General features: G+C 71.4%; 16 protein-coding genes. 6 read left to right on the forward strand and 10 right to left on the reverse strand.

Annotated features, from left to right (window positions below; all coding sequences use genetic code 11):
- Together ACIO9K_RS02690 and ACIO9K_RS02695 are read right to left on the reverse strand one after the other, a co-directional pair.
- Complete coding sequence (locus ACIO9K_RS02690) at nucleotides 1-1959, reverse strand: sensor histidine kinase (RefSeq protein WP_400326383.1); 1959 nt, start codon at nucleotides 1957-1959, stop codon at nucleotides 1-3.
- Nucleotides 1949-2689, reverse strand: coding sequence for a response regulator transcription factor (locus tag ACIO9K_RS02695; RefSeq protein ID WP_400326386.1), 741 nt, complete (start codon nucleotides 2687-2689; stop codon nucleotides 1949-1951). Before ACIO9K_RS02695 ends, ACIO9K_RS02690 begins: the two co-directional genes overlap by 11 nt.
- A gap of 143 nt (nucleotides 2690-2832) precedes the next feature.
- On the opposite strand from ACIO9K_RS02695, the gene ACIO9K_RS02700 reads away from it, so the two are divergent.
- Nucleotides 2833-3816, forward strand: a complete 984-nt coding sequence (locus tag ACIO9K_RS02700; RefSeq protein WP_363623321.1) for a M20/M25/M40 family metallo-hydrolase — start codon at nucleotides 2833-2835, stop codon at nucleotides 3814-3816.
- Between the two features lie 23 nt (nucleotides 3817-3839).
- Nucleotides 3840-5282 carry a M1 family metallopeptidase gene (locus tag ACIO9K_RS02705; RefSeq protein ID WP_400326389.1) on the forward strand — a complete coding sequence of 481 codons (1443 nt, stop codon included), beginning with the start codon at nucleotides 3840-3842 and terminating at the stop codon, nucleotides 5280-5282.
- 57 nt (nucleotides 5283-5339) lie between these two features.
- Here the strand turns inward: ACIO9K_RS02705 and ACIO9K_RS02710 are convergent, their stop codons facing one another.
- From ACIO9K_RS02710 to ACIO9K_RS02740, 7 genes are all read right to left on the reverse strand, one after another.
- Nucleotides 5340-6620 carry a hypothetical protein gene (locus ACIO9K_RS02710; protein ID WP_400326392.1) on the reverse strand — a complete coding sequence of 427 codons (1281 nt, stop codon included), beginning with the start codon at nucleotides 6618-6620 and terminating at the stop codon, nucleotides 5340-5342.
- Entirely contained in the window at nucleotides 6620-6976 is a 357-nt protein-coding gene (locus tag ACIO9K_RS02715; RefSeq protein WP_363623315.1) for a type VII secretion target, read from the reverse strand. The genes ACIO9K_RS02710 and ACIO9K_RS02715 overlap by 1 nt, the downstream gene beginning before the upstream one ends.
- 1218 nt (nucleotides 6977-8194) lie before the next feature.
- A complete protein-coding gene (locus ACIO9K_RS02720; RefSeq protein WP_400326396.1) occupies nucleotides 8195-8389 on the reverse strand; it encodes a hypothetical protein in 195 nt (64 codons plus the stop codon).
- 134 nt (nucleotides 8390-8523) lie between these two features.
- The gene (locus ACIO9K_RS02725; RefSeq protein WP_400326399.1) at nucleotides 8524-8880 is read right to left on the reverse strand and encodes a hypothetical protein; all 357 of its coding nucleotides are present in this window, start codon (nucleotides 8878-8880) and stop codon (nucleotides 8524-8526) included.
- A gap of 230 nt (nucleotides 8881-9110) precedes the next feature.
- Entirely contained in the window at nucleotides 9111-9548 is a 438-nt protein-coding gene (locus ACIO9K_RS02730; RefSeq protein ID WP_400326402.1) for a hypothetical protein, read from the reverse strand.
- Between the two features lie 267 nt (nucleotides 9549-9815).
- A complete protein-coding gene (locus ACIO9K_RS02735) occupies nucleotides 9816-10046 on the reverse strand; it encodes a hypothetical protein (RefSeq protein WP_400326405.1) in 231 nt (76 codons plus the stop codon).
- 206 nt (nucleotides 10047-10252) lie between these two features.
- On the reverse strand, nucleotides 10253-11005 hold the full coding sequence (locus ACIO9K_RS02740; protein ID WP_400326408.1) for a hypothetical protein: 753 nt from the start codon (nucleotides 11003-11005) through the stop codon (nucleotides 10253-10255).
- Nucleotides 11006-11360: 355 nt separating this feature from the next.
- Between ACIO9K_RS02740 and ACIO9K_RS02745 the strand changes: the two genes are divergently transcribed.
- The 3 genes from ACIO9K_RS02745 to ACIO9K_RS02755 are packed head-to-tail and all read left to right on the forward strand — an operon-like array spanning nucleotide 11361 to nucleotide 15138.
- A complete protein-coding gene (locus ACIO9K_RS02745; protein WP_363374032.1) occupies nucleotides 11361-11894 on the forward strand; it encodes a PadR family transcriptional regulator in 534 nt (177 codons plus the stop codon).
- Between the two features lie 2 nt (nucleotides 11895-11896).
- Nucleotides 11897-12577: an ABC transporter ATP-binding protein gene (locus tag ACIO9K_RS02750; protein ID WP_363585174.1), complete on the forward strand. Its 681-nt coding sequence runs from the start codon at nucleotides 11897-11899 to the stop codon at nucleotides 12575-12577.
- A gap of 56 nt (nucleotides 12578-12633) precedes the next feature.
- Nucleotides 12634-15138 carry an ABC transporter permease gene (locus ACIO9K_RS02755; RefSeq protein WP_400326413.1) on the forward strand — a complete coding sequence of 835 codons (2505 nt, stop codon included), beginning with the start codon at nucleotides 12634-12636 and terminating at the stop codon, nucleotides 15136-15138.
- A 66-nt stretch (nucleotides 15139-15204) separates the two neighbouring features.
- Here the strand turns inward: ACIO9K_RS02755 and ACIO9K_RS02760 are convergent, their stop codons facing one another.
- The gene (locus tag ACIO9K_RS02760; protein WP_363630386.1) at nucleotides 15205-16188 is read right to left on the reverse strand and encodes a helix-turn-helix transcriptional regulator; all 984 of its coding nucleotides are present in this window, start codon (nucleotides 16186-16188) and stop codon (nucleotides 15205-15207) included.
- A gap of 337 nt (nucleotides 16189-16525) precedes the next feature.
- Here ACIO9K_RS02760 and ACIO9K_RS02765 point away from each other — a divergent pair, with 337 nt between their 5' ends.
- Nucleotides 16526-17758, forward strand: coding sequence for an IS256 family transposase (locus ACIO9K_RS02765; protein ID WP_363585180.1), 1233 nt, complete (start codon nucleotides 16526-16528; stop codon nucleotides 17756-17758).
- Nucleotides 17759-18114 lie beyond the last annotated feature (356 nt).

Here is an 18114-nt window from a genome sequence, read left to right on the forward strand (position 1 = left end):
CTATCGGTCCGCTCCACCCCCGTACCCGGCGGCCGCCGGAGCGGGCAGGCGCACGGTGAACACCGAGCCCGCGCCGGGGCTGCTGGCCGCGTGGACGCCGCCGCCGTGGAGCTCGGCGAGCTTGCGGACGATGGCGAGGCCCAGACCGCTGCCGCCGCTCTGCCGGTTGCGGGACTTGTCGGCCCGCCAGAAGCGCTCGAACACCAACGGCAGGTCCGCCTCGGCGATGCCGCCTCCGGTGTCGGCGACCTCGATGAGCAGGGCGTCGGACTCCGTCCGGGTCCGCAGGGTGACCGTGCCGCCCGCCGGGGTGTGCCGGACGGCGTTGGCGACCAGGTTGCCCACCAGCTGGCGCAGGCGCACCGGATCGGCGAACACCTCGTACCCGGCCGTCTCGTACCCGGCGGTCTCGTACCCGGCCGTCTCGTACCCGGCCGGGACGCCGGCCGTCTCGGGCCCCGTCCGGTCCGCGACCGCCTCGACGACCAGGGCCACGCCCGACGCCTGCGCCCGGGCGCCGTGCGCGGTGGCGACCTGGGCCAGCAGGTCCTCGACGTCCACGGGCTCGTGGTGCAGGGCCAGTTCACCGGCGTCGGCGGCGGCGAGGTCCCGCAGGTCGTCGATCAGGTGCTGGAGTTGCAGGGCCTCCTCCAGCAGCGAACTCGTCAAGGCGCCGTCGGCGGTGACGACGCCGTCCTCGACGGCCTCCAGCCAGCCGCGGATGTTGCTGAGCGGGGTGCGCAGCTCGTGCGCGATGTCGCCGACCATCGCCCGGCGCATCTCCTCCAGCTGTTCGCGGCGCTGCGCCATGGCGTTGAAGGCGGCGGCGAGTCCGGCGATCTCGTCGCGACCGGTCGCGGTCACCCGGGCGGAGAGGTCCCCGTCGGTCATCCGCCGGGCGGCGCGGGTGAGCGCGTTCAGCGGCCGGGAGAGCCGCAGCCCGACCACCGTGGTGATCGCCACGGTGACCGCCAGCACCAGCGCGGCGACCTCGGCGACCCGCCCGCGGTGCGGGGCGGACAGCACGGGGGCCTGGTCCGCCGCGCCGGCGGGCGCGCCGACGAACAGCAGCACGGGCGGCGCCACGTACCGGACGAGCTGCTGCCGGCGGGAGTTGGCGAGGCAGGCGGAGATCACCTGCTCCTGCTCCCGGTCGCGGGCCGGGGCCCACTGCAACCCCAGGGACAGCGTCACGGGCCGGATCTGCTGGCGATCCAGGCAGGCGTTGACGAGCGCGGTGAGGTCGGCGAGGGCGGCGCTCTCGGTGCGGGTCGGGGCGTCCAGCACCAGCGGGGGCGCGCAGCGCACGCCGAGCGGTCGGCCGCCGGGGACGCTCACCACGGGGCGGCCGGCGGCGTCGTCGGTGACGGTCGCCTCGACGCCCAGTTCCGACCGCAGGCAGCCGGCCCGGTTCCGCGCGGCCTCCTCCATGGCCGCGCGCTCGGCGGTCGTCAGCCGGAACGGGCCCACGGCGCGGGCGTCGATCCGGTCGGCCGGGGCGTCGGGCAGCATGGCGAGGTCGACGGAGAGCGGGTCGACCGTGGTGGTGGGCGTCCGGGGCAGCACCGTCCGGTCGGCGGCGCCCGGGGTCGGTGACCCGGGGGCGGGGGCGGGGGTCCCGGAGGTGGCGGCCGGCGGCCCGGGTGCGGTGGCCGCGGAGTCGACGACCGGCTCGAAGCGCGGAGTCGTCAGCAGGATGCGCTGCCCGGTGTCGGCGGCGAGCCGCCGCACGGTGCTCTCCGCACCCGCCCAGTCGGGGTGGGTCGCGGCGTAGCCGAGCAGTTCGTGGTAGATCCGGGCCTGGTCGGCGAGGACCTGGCGCTGCTCCTGCCTGATCGCGCCCGTCGTGGTGCGGGCGGTCAGCCAGGCCGTCGCGGCGATCGAACAGAGCGAGACCAGGGCGGAGAGGGCGAGCAGCCGGATCAGCAGGCTGCGGCGCGGCGGGGCGTCACGACGCACCGCGCGGCCCCTCCGCGAGCTTGTAGCCGATGCCGTAGACCGTCAGCAGGCGGGTGGGGCGGCGCGGTTGGGGCTCGATCTTGCGGCGCAGGTTCATCACGTGGGTGTCGACGGTCCGGGTGGTGATGTACCGGTCGATGCCGTGCAGGTGCTCCAGCAGCTGGGCCCGGGTGAAGACCCGGCCGGGCTGGGCGGCCAGCACCTGGAGCAGCCGGAACTCGCCGGGCGTGCAGCTGACGGGCCGTCCGTCGGCGGTGACCTCGTGGCGCAGGGGGTCGACGGTGAGGGCCCCGGCGGTCAGTACGGCCGGAGGCGCGGCGGCGGGCGGCGCGGCGGCGGGGGTCGCCGCCTGCTGGGGCAGCGGGCGGGACCCGCGGCGCAGCAGGGCCCGGACCCGGGCCACGAGCTCGCGCGGGCTGTACGGCTTGGTGAGGTAGTCGTCGGCGCCGAGGTCGAGGCCGAGCAGCAGGTCCTCCTCGGCGGTGCGGGCCGTCAGCATCAGCACCGGCAGGGCGGATTCGGCACGCAGGGCACGGCAGACGTCGAGCCCGTCCATGACGGGCATCATCACGTCGAGGACCAGGAGGTCCGCCGGGCCGCGCCGGGCCTGCTCCAGCGCGGCCCGGCCGTCGTGGACGACGACCACGCGGTGCCCTTCCCGCTCCAGGTACAGGCGGGCCAGGTCGGCCTGCTTGGGATCATCCTCGGCGACCACGACATGTGCGCACATGAGGATGATCGTAAGTCGCCCTCCGGAAGCACCCCTACCGGTTCCCGACAGCCTCTCGACAAGTTCCTGACATCGACGGACCAGGGTGGACGGAGTCCGCCGGGGGAAGCCCCCCGGCCCCGCCTCCGAAAGGCTCCCGCGTGATGCCCTCCCGCCGCCTGGTGTCCCTCGCCGCCCACGTCATCGGGACCGCCCTGCTGCTGTCCACCGTCCCCGCCGCCGCGGCCACGGCCGCCGAGCACAGGCCCGCCCCGGCCGCGCCCACCGTCGAGGCGGCCGAGGTGATGCCGCACCTCCAGGCCCTGCAGCGGATCGCGGACCGCAACGGCGGCAACCGCGCGCACGGCACCAAGGGGTACGCGGAGTCGGTGGCGTACGTGAAGCACGCGCTGGACCGGGCCGGCTTCCAGACGCAGCTGCGCCGCTTCTCCCACGACGGCAAGGACGGCTACAACCTGATCGCCGACTGGCAGGGCGGCGACCCCGACCACGTGCTGCTCACCGGCGCCCACCTGGACAGCGTCCCGATGGGCCCGGGGATCAACGACAACGGCTCCGGCTCGGCGGCCGTCCTGACCACCGCCCTCCAGGTGGCCAAGGCCAAGCTGAAGCCCGAGCGGCACCTGCGCTTCGCCTGGTGGGGCGCGGAGGAGCTGGGGATGGTCGGCTCGGCGGACTACGTCAAGAACCTGTCCGCCGGCGACCGCAAGGCCATCGACCTGTACCTCAACCTCGACCAGGCGGGCAGCAAGAACCTCCAGCAGTACCTCCTGGTGAAGGACGCGAAGAACAACGAGACCGCGGCCTTCCAGGCCTTCGAGAAGTGGTTCACCGACCGGGGCCTGGCCACCTTCGACATCCCGCTGGACAGCTCCGACAGCCAGCCGTTCGGGGACGCGGGGATCCCGTCGTCCGGCTTCAGCAGCGGCGTCTCGGACTGCCTCCACAGCGCGTGCGACAACCTCGCCAACGTCGACCCCGCGACGCAGGCGACCAGCACCAACGCCATGATCGGCGTGGTCTGGCAGTTCGCCACCGCCAAGCCCGCAGCCGCCAAGCCCGCCGCCCCCGCCGCTCCGGCCACCACCGCTCCGGCCACCACCGTCCCCGCCGCCGCCCGGTCCTGACCGCCCGTCCCCAGGAGCCACAGATGCGCACACCGCCGAGTCGCCACCGCCGCAAGGCCGTCACCCTGGTGGCCGCCGCCACCGCCCTCGGAGCCGCCCTGACCGCCGCCCCCGCGGGAGCGACCGGGATCGGGGACCCGTACTTCCCCGAGGACGGCAACGTCGGCTACGACGTGGCGAACTACGACGTCCGGATCGCCTACGACCCGGCTCACCCCGACCAGTTGAACGGCGACACGACCGTCACCGCCCGGGCCCTCCAGTCGCTCGACCGCCTCTCCCTGGACCTCAAGGGCTTCCAGGTCGCCTCCGTCACCGTGAACGGCACCCCGGCCAAGTCGTTCTCCCGCTCCGGCACGCACAAGCTGGACATCGTGCCCGCCCGCCGGGTGGCCGGCGGCGCCACCTTCGCGGTGCGGGTGGTGTACGCGGGCAAGCCCGACCCCGAGGGCTGGCACCAGCTGGTGTCCGGCGGCGTCAACGCGATGGGCGAGCCGCACTCGGCGACCTCCTGGTTCCCGTCCAACGACCACCCGTCCGACAAGGCCACCTTCTCGCTCGCCGCGACCGTCCCCGACGGCTGGACCGCCATCGGCAACGGCCGGCCCGGCCAGACCACCAGCAAGGACGGCTCGACGACCTTCCGCTGGCGCGAGGACAAGCCGATGGCGACCTACCTCAGCACCGTCGCCATCGACAAGTTCACCGTCCACCGCTCGGCGCTGCCCGACGGGACGCCGGTCATCACGGCCTACGGCCCGGACGTGCCGATCGACGACATGGCCAAGGCGACCGAGGCCCAGCAGCCGGAGATCATCGCCTTCCTGGCCTCCAAGTTCGGGCCGTACCCGTTCTCCTCCGCGGGTGCCATCGTCCGCAGCTGGACCAAGGAGACGGGCACCGGCGCGCCGGACCTGGAGACCCAGAGCCGGCCCACCTACACCAACTACTTCTGGGACTCCGCGGCCGTCCACGAGATCACCCACCAGTGGTTCGGCGACAGCGTCTCGTTCACCGACTGGCGCGACGGCTGCATCGCCGAATGCGTCGCCCAGTACGCCAACCAGCTGTGGGACGAGCACCAGGGCAGCAACCTCGACACCGGCTTCTACGCCCCCGGCGTCGAGGAGAACCGGAACAAGCCGGAGTACTGGTCCACCAAGCTCTACGACCCCGGGCAGGGCCAGGAACTCGCCTCGGCCCTCTACTTCAAGGGCTCCCTGATGATGCACGCGCTGCGGCGCACCGTCGGCGACGACACGTTCTTCGCCACCCTCAAGCGCTGGACCGCCGACCACGCCTACGGCAACGCCACCTTCCCCCAGTTCGAGGCCCTCGCCGCCAAGGTCTCCGGCAAGGACCTCAAGGGCTTCTTCGACGCCTGGGCCCACGGCACCACGATCCCCCCGAAGGAATACCTCTACCCCGGCACCCTGGCCCCCCTCGCCCCGGCGGGCAGCCAGTAACACCCCCCAGCCCCCAGCCCCCTCCCCCGCACCGACACCAGCCCTCCTGACGTCCCATCAGGAGGGCTGGTGCACGCCCGGATTGAGCTCCTCCAGGATGGCGTCGGAGACGGTCCGCGGCTGCGGACGCTGTGGAGCCGGGGTGCCGCCGTGCGTCGGCCTGAAGTCGCCGACGGGGGCAGGGAAGTGGCCCATCTCGTGGAACAGGCCCGAGAGGTCCGTGTCCTGCGGCGGCAGCGGCGGCAGCTCATGGGGCAGGTCCCCCACCGGGACGAGCTCGATCTCCGACGGGCCGCCCCCTGGCGTACCATCCCCCGTCGTACCGCCCCCCGTCGTACCGCCGCGCGGTGGGCGCGGGCCCTCCAGCCTGCCGTTCAGCCAGCCCTCGATGTGGTCGCCCGGCGAGATGGAGAACTTGTTCCCGGGGTTCATCGCCCCGTGCCGCCACCCCCACGCCCCGGCGAACGCGCCGTTGGCCGCGCCGGAGACGTAGTCACCCGACAGCCCGAACACCGCGTCCTGCGCCGCGCCTTCGGCCATCCCGGTCAGCGCCCCGTAGCCGGTGTTCCAGACCAGCCCGGCCGCGCCCTTGGCGAACGCGCCGGCCTCCTTGCCGGTCAGCGAGGTGAAGCCCTTCCCGAGCCCCTTCCCCAGGCCCTTGCCCAGCCCCTTGCCGAGCCACCCGGCGCCGACGCCGACCGCGCCGCCCACCGCCCCGTTGACGGCGGCCGTACCCAGCTCGCCGCCGTCGATCGACGTGCGGTGGCCCTGGCCCAGCTCGATCACCTGGGCCAACAGGTCGAAGCCCACCTGGGCCAGCACCGACTCGGCGACCCGGGTCACCGCGCTGATCAGCGCCTTGCGCAGGAAGGCCCACACCAGGGCCCTGGTGAAGGCGATCTCCGCGGGCGCCGCCTCGGCCCCGCCGAAAAGGAAAAACGCGGCGTCGATGGCCAGTTGAACGGCCAGGACCACCAGCGCACCGATGATCTCGATGCGCAGGGTCTCGATCTGGTTCGCCAGGTTGTGCAGCGCGTCGGCGGCGGCGTCGCAGCACTGGGCGATGAGCGGCAGCGCGGCGTCGTCGGCGACGGCGAGCCTGGCCAGATAGGCGTCGAACGCGTCCTTGCTGGCACCGCTCAGGCCCTGGTCGAGCTGGGACTTGGCGTCCGCCAGGTCCAGGACGCAGGCACGGATCGACTTCGCCGCCTCGGTCCAGGCATCAGCCTCGGCCCGCAGCGCGCTCTCGTTCCCGGTGGGCCACTTGTTGCCCACCAGGATCATCAGCAGGTTCTGCAACCCGTCCGGCAGCGAGGCGTTGGGGGCGTCGACCGCCATCACGCGCCGCCGCTACCGGGCCCCGGGAACGTCCAGGCGAGTTCCGTGGCGTGCTCGTCGGCCCTCTCGAACGTGCTACGCGTGGCGCCGAGGGCGTCGGCCAGCTTGCGCAGGGTGTCCGGCAGCGCCTGCACCGCCTTCAGCAGATCGTCCCGCGGCTGGGCGAAGACCTGGTCGAAGCCCTGCCCGAGCGCCGGATCATCCCCCCAGGGCGCCGCACCGAACAGGGCCGCCGAGCTGAGCGCCGTCCAGGCGGCAGCCATGCCCTCGGCCGCCTTGCCCGCATCCGCCCCGGCCTTGCCGACCAGCGCGAAGTCGACCACCAGCGTCCCGTCCAGAGCCGGCAGCGTCGGCACCGCCGGCCCGCCGTACGGCGGCACCCCGGTAGGCGCATTGCGGTAACCACCAGTGGGACCAGGCACATCAGGCAACGGAGGAGTCGGCACCCACCCACCTCACCCGATCCCACCCCCAGCCCCACCCCCTCTTGACGACATCCCAACGATCACCGCCCCACTCCTGACACCCCTCTGACACCCCCGGCCCCCGCGTCGCCCATGCTCCCCCACTCGTGGCGGGCTCGCCGAGCAATTACTCGATGAGCCCCACCAGGATTGAACGGAAAGTTACCGTAAGTGCCCAGAACAAACATCTGGGCCCCCGATGCGCATCACGCGCCCGGGGACCCGGATGTCGCAAAATCAGGATCCAGGCGCAGGCGCGGGCATCACTACCATTGCGTAGATCACACCGAGTGCGCTCATCAGCAGGAAGGGCCAAGCACCTGCAAGGAGATAGAGCAGTGGGGGCATGGCAAACAACACGGCAGCCACCCCCCGAACATTCCTCCCCCTGGCCGCCCGAAAAGAGACCAGGAAGAGAAAGAACAGTGTGGGGACAGTTATCGTGAGCGAGATGAGCGCCAGCAGCTTGAGGCTATCCGGGGAGTCGGCTCGAGAGAATCCATTGGCGTCATGCCCTCCGGGCGCAAATGCTGAAAGAACGAGCATAAAAACGCACACTGGAGCCACGCACACCGCAAGATATCTCAGCAGCGCCCGACTGAACCACCGGCCGACTCGATTAAATCTGCTAATCAGCACCTTGATACACACCCGCCATTCTGGTAGGTACGGCCCGAAGGCGAGAGAGGGATGACGCAAACGGAACTTCAAGCAGACCAGGATCTCCCTGAAATTGGCCCATCTCATCCCTGGCAATCACGTGGGGACGCTCTCCTCGACGATACTGAACCACCTCTAGATCGGGATAGTGATCGCCTCGTCGAGTAACAGAAACTCTCCACGACACATGGCGGCGCGGGGAGCAGACATGCCTCGCCGAGCTTGCCGCCCTCCAGGAACCGAATCGAAGCGGCGGTTGTGTCCCAGGACCCGATGACAGCCGGGACAGGCTCCTTCGCCACCGCGCACGAAGCCGCCAGCGGCAGAGCCGATGCCACACAGACGGTCAGAACAGGCAGCCTTCCACGGGTACGCACCCGGCCCGGCCTCGGCATCCCGATCACCCCCGCCCCGTTCCATACCGCCAGGATCCGAATCCACCGCGACATTTCAGTCCTTCTTCATGGCGAACCCCTGACCGACCAGCACCCACAGGTCCTTTCCGTTCTCCTCGGCCGTCAGCCAGAACCGACAACTACCGCTCCCGTCCTTCCGGGTCGCGTCCACGTAGACTCCCGGCCCCACGTCATCGAGGATCGACTGCTTCCAGCGCCCCTCGATCTCCGTCGGCTGTTCCCGGTCCACCGAGGCAACGCTGCACACGCGGGCCGGCACTCGTGCCGATCCGACCCGCCCTTCCGGGAGAAGCTCGACAGCCGCCGTTCCTCCGACCCACCGTCCGACCGGATCGGGCACCACAGGCCAGGAAGGCCGGAATGTCAGCCACACAACCACGCCCGCGCCGAGAACTCCGAGAGCCCCACCGAGAACACCAAAGAAGACGAGCCGCCGCCTCGCCACACAATCCTCCACGAGAAATATCCGCTGCTGGTCTTGGTGCCGGTGTCGTAGGTGAGTTCGTCGCCGCCACCGAGGTTGACGGTGACCTTGCCGGGGTTGCGGCGGATCAGCTGGTTGCCGTCGGCGTCGTAGACGTACGTCGTGACGGCCGAACCCTGGGCGAGCGAGGCGAGCTTGCCCTCGACGTCCCAGGTCAGCGTGGAGGCATTGGCCGAGCCAGCGGCGCTCCAGGTGGAGGTGGCCCACTTGAAATTCCAACCCGGCGCTGAAGCCATCGCTCTCCGAGTCCCTGCACCCCGGAGAAGCCCCGCTGCGCGCTCCCCCGACGACTGTCCGCCCAGCCTGGCCACCGCTCCTTTCCGCTCCTCCCGTAGATAGATCTCCCAGTCACCCCCGGAGTAGCAGCCCCGCAGCACCACGAAGACCCCCGACCCCGCGTCGCCCATCCTCCATTACGAGAGCCGCCCCATCCGACACATCGGATGGGGCGGCTCTCGAAACGGACCTACTGCCGAAGGAACGCGGCGAACGGCACGCCGCCGTCGTCCGCATCGGTCAGTCGCAACCGCTCCTCACCTTGGTCCTTGACGTACTGGAAGAACCGCTCGCACCTCAGATCGCCGTCGACGGAGACCAATTGGGCGACCGCGCCAGGTCCGGCGTCGGAAAGCGTCCCGTACTTCCAGGTGCCGGTGAACTTCACCGCAGTCGGGGACTTCTTTCCACGACACATGGCGGGGAGCAGACTTGCCTCGCCGATCTTGCCGCCCTCCAGGAACTGGATCGAAGCGACGGGCGCCTTCCAGGACCCGATGACAGCTGGGAGAGGCTCCTTCGCCACCGTGCACGAAGCCGCCAGCGGCAAGATGCCAGTCAGGGAGACAGCAAGGACACGCAATAGGCCCTGGGCTCGTTCCCAGCCTGACCCCAGAGTCTCGATCACCCGATACCTGCGTTCTAAACGTCTCAACGCGCACTACTCGAAGTCACCCGGGCGGGCGAAGCCGTCCGAGGCAACACACCTCCTCGCCTCACAGAGAACCACTTATTTGAGTTGCGCGCCCGAAGCATCCACATTCACTGCCGCCTCAGACGATCCCTTCGGCCCAACAAGCGCTGGATTCTGCGAGGCGCTCGGCCGGGAAATCCAGCCGAGCGCCCACATAAACTGATCGTGACCTAATTTAACCGGCCACGTGCTTCAACGATCCTAGAAGCTTTCCTTTTCCCTGGCAACCGGCATGATGATCGCTGCAAAGAGGATCTGCACCGCCACCTGGATGGCGACCATCACCCATGTGCCGACCAGGAAGAGCACCAGCGCAGGGATGACAAGGAGCGCCGCGGCAAATGCCCTGAACTCATCAGGCGCAGAGGTTCCTCTTCTCCTGGAAATCAGCGCCAGCAATATCAGGGATGGGACTCCGATCATCAGGAACATCCCTGGAGCCCCTTCCATGTATCCCAGAAAAGATCCCCACAAAGTCTTCCGGGCACCGTAACCTCCAGCCCGGTCCGACATCCTGGGAGCCGTCAGCGATACCGCCATCCAGCCGACCATGAAGACCACGGCATAGCGAACGGCGCAGGTAGAAATCCACCGGAAGGTGGACCCGCTAACCGATCGACAGCTTGCCTCAGTCATAGCTAGCAACCTTCCGTGCACTTTCCGGAGACCCAAGTGCTGTCCATCTTGGGCCAGAATGGAGCCGCTGGGAGACCCGTCTCCGATGACATTGGGTCAAAGGCGAGCATCGACGCATGCTGCCCGCGCTTATACTGGACCACTTCCATGTCGGGGTACGAATCGCCGCGCCGCCACACGGAAACGTCACCGCTACCCCTGAAGTCGATGTCCAATTCATCGTCAACAGCGAAAATTGGGAGCTCGCTGTTGATCCCGTGGATCTTCACCTTCGCACCCGACTTTGTGCCCTCGACGTGAATGGCGTTCTGCCACTTCAAACTGTGCCAAACGTCTGGTTCGGCTTCCACGATATCCATCGCAGGTTTCAACTTAATCCCAGGCCTGGCCAGCCCCCTTGCAATCTGGTAATTAGACGGCGGGGACTCGTGAGAGGCAGATACGGTGAAGGTCATATTCCCGGACCCCGTGTCCCAGAAAAGAGCCATCCGATAGCTGGCATCCGGCTTCAAGGTGGGCCCCCTATTGTCGCCGAGCAGCGCGTCCATAAGAGCCAGCTTGGTGTGGATGTAGAAGCGGGCCATGATAATGCCGTTATCCGCGCCGGGGTTCACCTTGAGGGGTTTACGCTTCGCCCCGTTCGGAATCGAACCCCAGCCAGCCTCCTTGGCCTGATCATACTTGTCGTCGACCTTCTTGTTCTCCTCGACGATCCTCTGGTAGTTCGGCCCCTCGCCCTCGATCTTGGTGCCCATGTTGGAGCACTTGGCCATCCCGCTGGCGCACTCCTCCAGGGTCGGGTCCGTCGCTACGACGGCACGCTCTACAACCCGATCTCCGACAAGTGCCTCGAACTGCCCGGTTGGGCCGACGCGAACGGCACCGCGCTCGGGGTCTGGTCCTGCACCGCCAATGCCAACCAGCGTTGGCTGGTGCGCGCCCAGGCGTCCTGACCGCCGGGCCCACGGTCTGAACTGACCCGGGCACCGAACCGCTCCGGCCTCCCCGAGCCCTGCTCGGGGAGGCCGCGGCCGTGTCGGCGCCGGCAACCGGACCCGAGGGGGCCCGCTATACACCTGCGTGTATACATGGCCTGTATAGTCCCGGAGCATGTCACTCGGACAGCTGTTCCTCGGCCTGCTGGAGACCCAGCCCCGCCACGGATACGACATCAAACGCCTCCATGACGAGCACTTCGGGCGCGACCGCGGCCTGCACTACGGGCAGGTGTACGCGACGCTCTCCCGGCTGCTGAAGAACGGGCTGGTGGTGGTCGACGGCGTCGAGGCCGGCGACGGCCCGGAGCGCAAGCGGTACGCGATCACCGACGCCGGGGTCACCGACCTCGCCAACTGGCTCGCGCACCCGGAGAGCCCGCAGCCGTACCTGCAGAGCACGCTCTACCAGAAGGTCGTGCTCGCCCTCCTGACCGGCCGCTCCGGCGCCGACGTCCTGGACGCGCAGCGGGCCGAACACCTCAAGGAGATGCGGGAGCTGACCCGCCGCAAGCTCACCGGCGACCTCACCGACCAGCTGATCTGCGACCACGCCCTGTTCCACCTGGAAGCCGACCTGCGCTGGCTGGAGCTCACCGCCGCCCGCCTGGACGAACTCGCCGCCCGCATCACGGAGTCCCAGCGTTGACCATGTCCGAACCCCTGCTCGCCGCCCACGACCTGCACAAGAACTTCGGGCTCACCCCGGCGCTCGGCGGGGCCTCGCTCACCGTCGCGGCCGGCGAACTCGTCGCCGTGATGGGCCCGTCGGGCTCCGGCAAGTCCACCCTGCTGCACTGCCTCGCCGGGATCACCCGACCCGACAGCGGCCGCCTCCGCTACCGGGATCGCGACCTCACCGCCTGTTCCGACGCCGAGCTGAGCGCCCTGCGGCGCACCGAGTTCGGCTTCCTGTTCCAGTTCGGCCAGCTCGTCCCGGAACTCTCCTGCCTGGAGAACGTCGCGCTCCCGCTGCGCCTCAACGGACTGCGCCGCCGGGCCGCCGAGGCCCGGGCCCGCGAATGGCTGGAGCGCCTGGAGGTCGACGACGTGGCCGCCAAGCGCCCCGGCGAGGTCTCCGGCGGCCAGGGGCAGCGGGTCGGCGCCGCCCGGGCCCTGATCACCGGGCCCAAGGCGGTCTTCGCCGACGAGCCGACCGGCGCGCTCGACTCCCTCAACGGCGAGCGGGTGATGAAGCTGCTCACCCAGGCCGCCCGGGAGAGCGGCGCCGCCGTCGTCCTGGTCACCCACGAGGTCAGGGTCGCCGCCTACGCCGACCGCGAGATCGTCGTCCGCGACGGCCGCACCCGCGACCTGGCGGGCGCGATATGAGCAGTTCCACCACGAGCGGCCCCGGCGTGAGCAGCCCCGACACCAGTAGCCCCGGCGTGAGCAGCCCCGACGCGAACATCCCCGCCGCCGACCGGGTCCGCTCGCCGTTCCTGGACCAGCTCGGCCTCGGCGTGCGGCTGGCCCTCACCAACGGACGGGACGGCTGGGGGCGGCTGCTGCTCACCGCCTGCGGCGTCGGCCTGGGGGTGGCGCTGCTGCTGTTCACCGCCTCCTTCCCCGGCATCGTCCAGCACCGCAACGAGCGCCTGTACGTGCAGAACGACACCTTCCGCGACGAGGACCTGCCCACGCCCGGCGACCGGACGGTCCTCATCGCCACCGCCGACACCACCTTCCGGGGCACCGCGATCCGCGGACGGGTCGTCCAGCCCGAGGGCCCGGACGCGGCGCTCCCGCCCGGAGTGGCCGCGTACCCGCCGCCGGGGCGGATGGTCGTCTCGCCCGCCCTGGCCGAGCTCCTGAAGGACCCGGCCAACCAGCTGCTGCGCGACCGCCTCCCCTACCCGGTGGTCGGCGGCATCGGCCCGGACGGCCTGCTCGGCCCCGGCCAGGCCGGCTACCTGCTCGGCAGCGACCGGCTCTCGCGGGACGCCGGAGCCTCCCGCATCACCTCGTACGGCCACTTCTCGCCGCCCAAGCCGATGGACCCCCGGCTGATCCTGCTCAACGCGGTCGGCCTGACCGTGATGCTGGCCCCGGTCGGCGTCTTCCTCGCCGCCGCCGCCCGCTTCGGCGGCGAACGGCGCGACCGCAGGCTCGCCGCGCTGCGCCTGGTCGGCGCGGACCGCCGGATGACCGCCCGGCTCGCCGCCGGGGAGTCCCTGGTCGGCGCGGTGCTGGGCCTGGTCGCGGGCGCGGCGCTGTTCCTGCTCGGCCGGCGGCTGACCGGCCACCTGCGGCTCGCGGGCTTCAGCTTCTACCCCGAGGACATCGCGCCGCACCCCGCCATCGCCGCCGCGATCGCCGTGGTCGTGCCGCTCCTCGGCATCGGCGTGAGCCTGCTGGCGATGCGCCGGGTCACCGTCGACCCGCTCGGCGTGGTCCGCCGGTCCGGCCCCGGCCGGCGCCGGATCGGGTGGCGGCTGGCGCTGCCGCTGGCCGGCCTCGCCCTGACGGCGCTCGCGCTGGCACTGCCCACGCAGTACAACCCGTCCGGGATGGGACGCACCGCCGTCTTCAACTCCGTTCAGGACACGCGTGGTTCGCTGCTGGTCGCGTTCGGCGTGCTGCTGATACTGGTGGGCGTCTGCACCCTGCTGCCCTGGCTGGTGGAGGCCGCCACCCGGCGCTCCGGCGGCGGTGTGTCCTGGCAACTCGCCATCCGAAGGCTCCAGTTGAGCTCGGGCCCCGCCTCGGCCGCGGTCAGCGGCGTGGTCGTCGCCGTCGCCGGGGCGATCGCCCTGCAGACGCTCTTCCTCGGTGTCAGCGCGAGCTACGAGGACCGCCCCGGCCCCCGCGCCGCGGTCGGGCCGTACCAGCAGTCGGTGTCCTTCCCCGGCGGCGGCCCGCAGGCCGACCGGCTCGCCGACTCGCTGGCGCGCTCCCCCGGGGTGCGGGCCACCGCCGCCTACACCGAGTTCGCCCTGGAGACCCCCACCGCCAAGCTCTGGGACCTGCCCGCCGTCCGGATCGCCGACTGCGCCGTGCTGCGCGGCTTCGCGACCCTGCCCGACTGCAAGGACGGTGACGCCTTCGCCGTCCAGGGCCGGACCACCCGACCGGACGCCGGCACGGACGTCGGCACGAGCGGCGGCGCGAGCGCGGGCACGGACGTCGGCACGAACACTGGCCCGAACACCGGTCCGAACACCGGCGCGGACGCCGCCGCCGCGGCCAAGCCCGGCACGACCGTCCACGCCGCCTTCTTCCGCGGTGACGGCGAGCCGCCGTCCTGGCCGCTGCCCGCCGTGACGGCCACCGTCGAGCCCGTCGAGGGCGCCGACCCCAACGGGCGGCTCGGCTCCGGCCTGCTGCTCCTCACCCCGGGCGCCGCCCCGGCCGCCGCACTGCGCGGCCAGCCCGCGACCGTCCTGGTCGCGATGGCCCCCGGGTTGCCGGACCCGAAGGAGCAACTCGCGACCGACGTCATGGCGATCGACCCGCAGGGCGTCGCCGGGTCCCCCCTCGACCGCACCCTCGACCCGACCTACCTCGCCGTCAAACGCCTGCTCACCGCCGGCTCCGCCGTCACCCTGCTGCTGGTCGCCCTCAGCCTGCTGGTCGGCCAGCTGGAGCGGTTCCGGGAGCAGCGCCGCATCCTCGGCGTGCTGAGCGCCGTCGGCACCCGCCGCCGGATCCTGGGCCTGTCGGTGCTGTGGCAGACCCTCGTCCCGATGGTCCTGGGCATGCTGCTGGCCGCCGTCGGCGGCCTGCTGATGGGAGCCGTCCTCCAGTACACGGCGGGCCTGCCCTTCGCCCTCGACTGGGGCTCCATGCTGGCCATGTCCGCGATCGCCGCCGGCGCCGTCCTCCTCACGACCGCGCTCGGCCTGCCGCAGCTCCTGCGCCTGATGCGGCCGGCCGAACTGCGCTACGAGTAGCACCGGCCGCCGGGGGCCGTCCCGCCGAGCGACGGCGACGGCCCCCGGTGCCGGTGCCGGTGCCGGTCACAGGTCGTCGAGGGGTTCGTCCAGGACGCCCTCGCGGGCGATGATGTAGCCGAGGTGGCCGCGGCTGCGGCTGCCGAGGAGTTCGCTGGCCTTCTGGATGTGGCTGGAGACCGTACGGGTGCTCATGCCAAGGCGGGAGGCGATGGCCTCGTCGGTGTAGCCGTTGACCATCAGGCGCAGGACGTTCTGGCGGGTGCGGTCGGTGAGCAGCTGGGGACGGTGGCGGCCCTCCAGGTAGGTGACCGGCTCGGCGCGTTCCCACATCAACTCGTAGATCTTGAGCAGGTACTCGACCAGCGGCGGGAACTGGATGAGCATCGCGGCGGCCTCGCGGTCGGCCGCGGCCGGGACGAAGGCCGTGGAGCGGTCGCAGATGATCACCCGGTCGAACACCTCGTTCAGGGTGCGTATCCGGGCGCCCTGGGCCGTGACCTGCTCGATGTAGGCCAGCGTCGGGCCGTGCGAGCGCACGGTGTGCTGGTAGAGGGTGCGCTGGCGCACGCCGCGCCCGGCGAGGGCGAGGTCGCGCGGGAGGGCGTCCGCGAGGTGCTCGGGGCTGCGGCCGCCGCCGGGCTGGGCGGTGCGCAGCTCCTCGGTGCAGGCGGCGACGGCCTTCTCCAGCGCGGGGTTGATCTCCTCGCCCGTCAGGAGGCGGACCGGCAGCTGGGCCCGGCGCATGACGTCCTGGTAGGCGCGGTCGGCGGCGGTGAAGGCGGTGCGCAGCTCGGCGAGCCGCTCCTGGTGGCCCAGCACGGCGAGTTCGAGCGGCCGGGTCAGGCCGGTGGCCGCGATGTCGGGCGGGACGGGGGTCAGCCGCTCGCCGGAGCCGGGTACGGAGCGCAGCAGGCCCATCGCGAGCAGGCACTCGGGGGCGTCTCCGGTGGCGCAGCCCTCGGCCAGCGCCACCCGGTAGAACTCGATCCCCCGGTCACAGAGCTGCGGTGTCCCCATTCCCGCGCTGTTGTCCTGGGATAGGCACATCTGGGCATCCTTCCGGCTTCGGCATTGCGGTTTCACGAATGCCCGTACCGGCCACCGCAAGGCATCTGAAATGGCAGGATGGAAATCACCTGTCGTTCGGAAGCCGTCCCCCCGGGCTCTGACTGCCGTGAGTGTACGCCCAAGTGGCGCGGAAATCAGCGGTCGACGGCGAAGCCGAGCGCGCCCGGAGGCGGGGGAGCCGACCGCGGCAGTGGCGGACCCGAGCGCACCCGGCCGCGGTGACAGGCGGATGGCCGCCGTCTCGCGCCCGTCGCCCCGTCAGGGCGGCCGGGGCGGACGGCCGGCGGACGAACGGCCGACAGACGGAGGGCACCCCTTGTTGCGAGCTGATCCCGGCCCGGCGGTCCCGCCCGTGGACCTGGCCGAGCTGGTGGACCAGCGGCTGGTACGGCAGTTGGCGGAGGCCGCCGCCGAGCAGGTCGGCTCCGGCGCGATCCGGCTGCTGGGCGACGGCGGGCTGTTCCAGACGCTCGCCAAGCAGCTGATCGAGCACGCCCTGGAGCTCGAACTCCAGGAGCACCTGCGCGGGGCCGAACCCGGCGCCAACGTCCGCAACGGCGCCCGGGCCAGACGGCTGCTCACCGAGGTCGGCCCGGTCGAGGTGCGGGTGCCCCGGGACCGCCAGGGCAGCTTCACCCCCCGGGCCGTCCGCCCCCGGGCCCGCCGGCTGCCCGGCCTCGACCGGCTGGTCATCTCGCTCACCGCGCGCGGCCTCAGCTCCGGCGAGCTGGTGGCGCACCTGGCCGAGGTGTACGGCGTGGAGCTCAGCCGGGAGACCGTCTCCGCCATCACCGACCAGGTGCTCGACGAACTCGACGAGCGGCGCCGGTGCCCGCTCGACCCCGTCTACCCGGTGGTCTTCCTCGACGCGGTGCGCAGCGGCCGCTCGGGCGGCCCGCTGGTGCACCTGGCGCTCGGGATCTCCGCCGACGGCGGGCGCGAGGTCCTGGGCCTGTGGCCGGCCACGGACGGGGAGCACTGGCCGCAGGTGCTGGCCGAGCTCACCGAGCGCGGGGTGCGCGAGGTCTGGGTGCTGGTCGGCGACACCGGCGGGGGCCTGGCCGAGGCGGTGGCGGCGCGGTGGCCGCGCACCCTGGTGCACGGCTCGATGGCCCACCTGCTGCCCGCCGCGCTGCGGCACGCGCCCGGCGAGGACTGGGGTGCGCTCGCACGGACGCTGCGCGAGATCTGTGCCGCGCCCACCGAGCGGGCGGCGATGGCGCGGCTGTCCCGGGCCGAGCGGGAGTGGGGTCCGGGCCACCGCGAGGTGTTCCGGGTGTGGCGGTCGGCCTGGCCGCTGCTCGCCGCCGGCTTCCGTTTCGGCCCCGAGGCGCGGCGCCTGCTCGCGGGCGGGGGCGCGCTGGAGCGGCTGCACGCCCGGCTGCGCCGGATCGAGCAGGCCTCGGGCCGGGTGCAGGACGAGCGGGCCGCGCTCAAGCGCGCCTACCTGGCGACGATCGCCCTGGAGTCACCCGCCTCGGCGGGGCGGACGTGGACCGGTGACTGGCCCGCCGTCCGCGAGGAACTGCGCCGGGGCTCCCACTTCTGACGCTCCGTGAACCCTTGTCCTGACGCTCCGTAACCCCCGCCCCCGCGGCGGCTTCGGCGGCTTCCGGGGGCCGGGGCCGCCCTCGCCGACGCGCCGGGGGCGCGGTTGACCGAAACCCTCGCCAGTGACCTGTTCCCACCACTGATCTGACAGTGCCAGGCACTCTTTGGATCAGATCTGTCTGTTTTTGACATGATCTGTTCGAGCTTCCGGTTCCCGCAATGCGTGTTCCCGATCATGGCCAGAGCTTCCACCCCCGTTTGAGCCTCGGCAGGATGAATTTCCGAGCGAAGAGGGCCGACCGCCCCCTCGGAAAAAGGAATTAACGATGAAGAATCTTGCCGTTCGCATTCACC

Source organism: Kitasatospora sp. NPDC087271, assembly GCF_044744605.1.
GTDB lineage: Bacteria > Actinomycetota > Actinomycetes > Streptomycetales > Streptomycetaceae > Kitasatospora.

Excerpts from the sequence above, each read along its gene's own strand:
- ACIO9K_RS02695 (WP_400326386.1), bottom strand. The coding sequence starts at position 2,689 with ATGTGCGCACATGTCGTGGTCGCCGAGGATGATCCCAAGCAGGCCGAC.
- ACIO9K_RS02700 (WP_363623321.1), top strand. The coding sequence starts at position 2,833 with ATGCCCTCCCGCCGCCTGGTGTCCCTCGCCGCCCACGTCATCGGGACC.
- ACIO9K_RS02705 (WP_400326389.1), top strand. The coding sequence starts at position 3,840 with ATGCGCACACCGCCGAGTCGCCACCGCCGCAAGGCCGTCACCCTGGTG.
- ACIO9K_RS02710 (WP_400326392.1), bottom strand. The coding sequence starts at position 6,620 with ATGGCGGTCGACGCCCCCAACGCCTCGCTGCCGGACGGGTTGCAGAAC.
- ACIO9K_RS02725 (WP_400326399.1), bottom strand. The coding sequence starts at position 8,880 with ATGGCTTCAGCGCCGGGTTGGAATTTCAAGTGGGCCACCTCCACCTGG.
- ACIO9K_RS02735 (WP_400326405.1), bottom strand. The coding sequence starts at position 10,046 with ATGTTCCTGATGATCGGAGTCCCATCCCTGATATTGCTGGCGCTGATT.
- ACIO9K_RS02740 (WP_400326408.1), bottom strand. The coding sequence starts at position 11,005 with ATGGGCACCAAGATCGAGGGCGAGGGGCCGAACTACCAGAGGATCGTC.
- ACIO9K_RS02745 (WP_363374032.1), top strand. The coding sequence starts at position 11,361 with ATGTCACTCGGACAGCTGTTCCTCGGCCTGCTGGAGACCCAGCCCCGC.
- ACIO9K_RS02750 (WP_363585174.1), top strand. The coding sequence starts at position 11,897 with ATGTCCGAACCCCTGCTCGCCGCCCACGACCTGCACAAGAACTTCGGG.
- ACIO9K_RS02760 (WP_363630386.1), bottom strand. The coding sequence starts at position 16,188 with ATGTGCCTATCCCAGGACAACAGCGCGGGAATGGGGACACCGCAGCTC.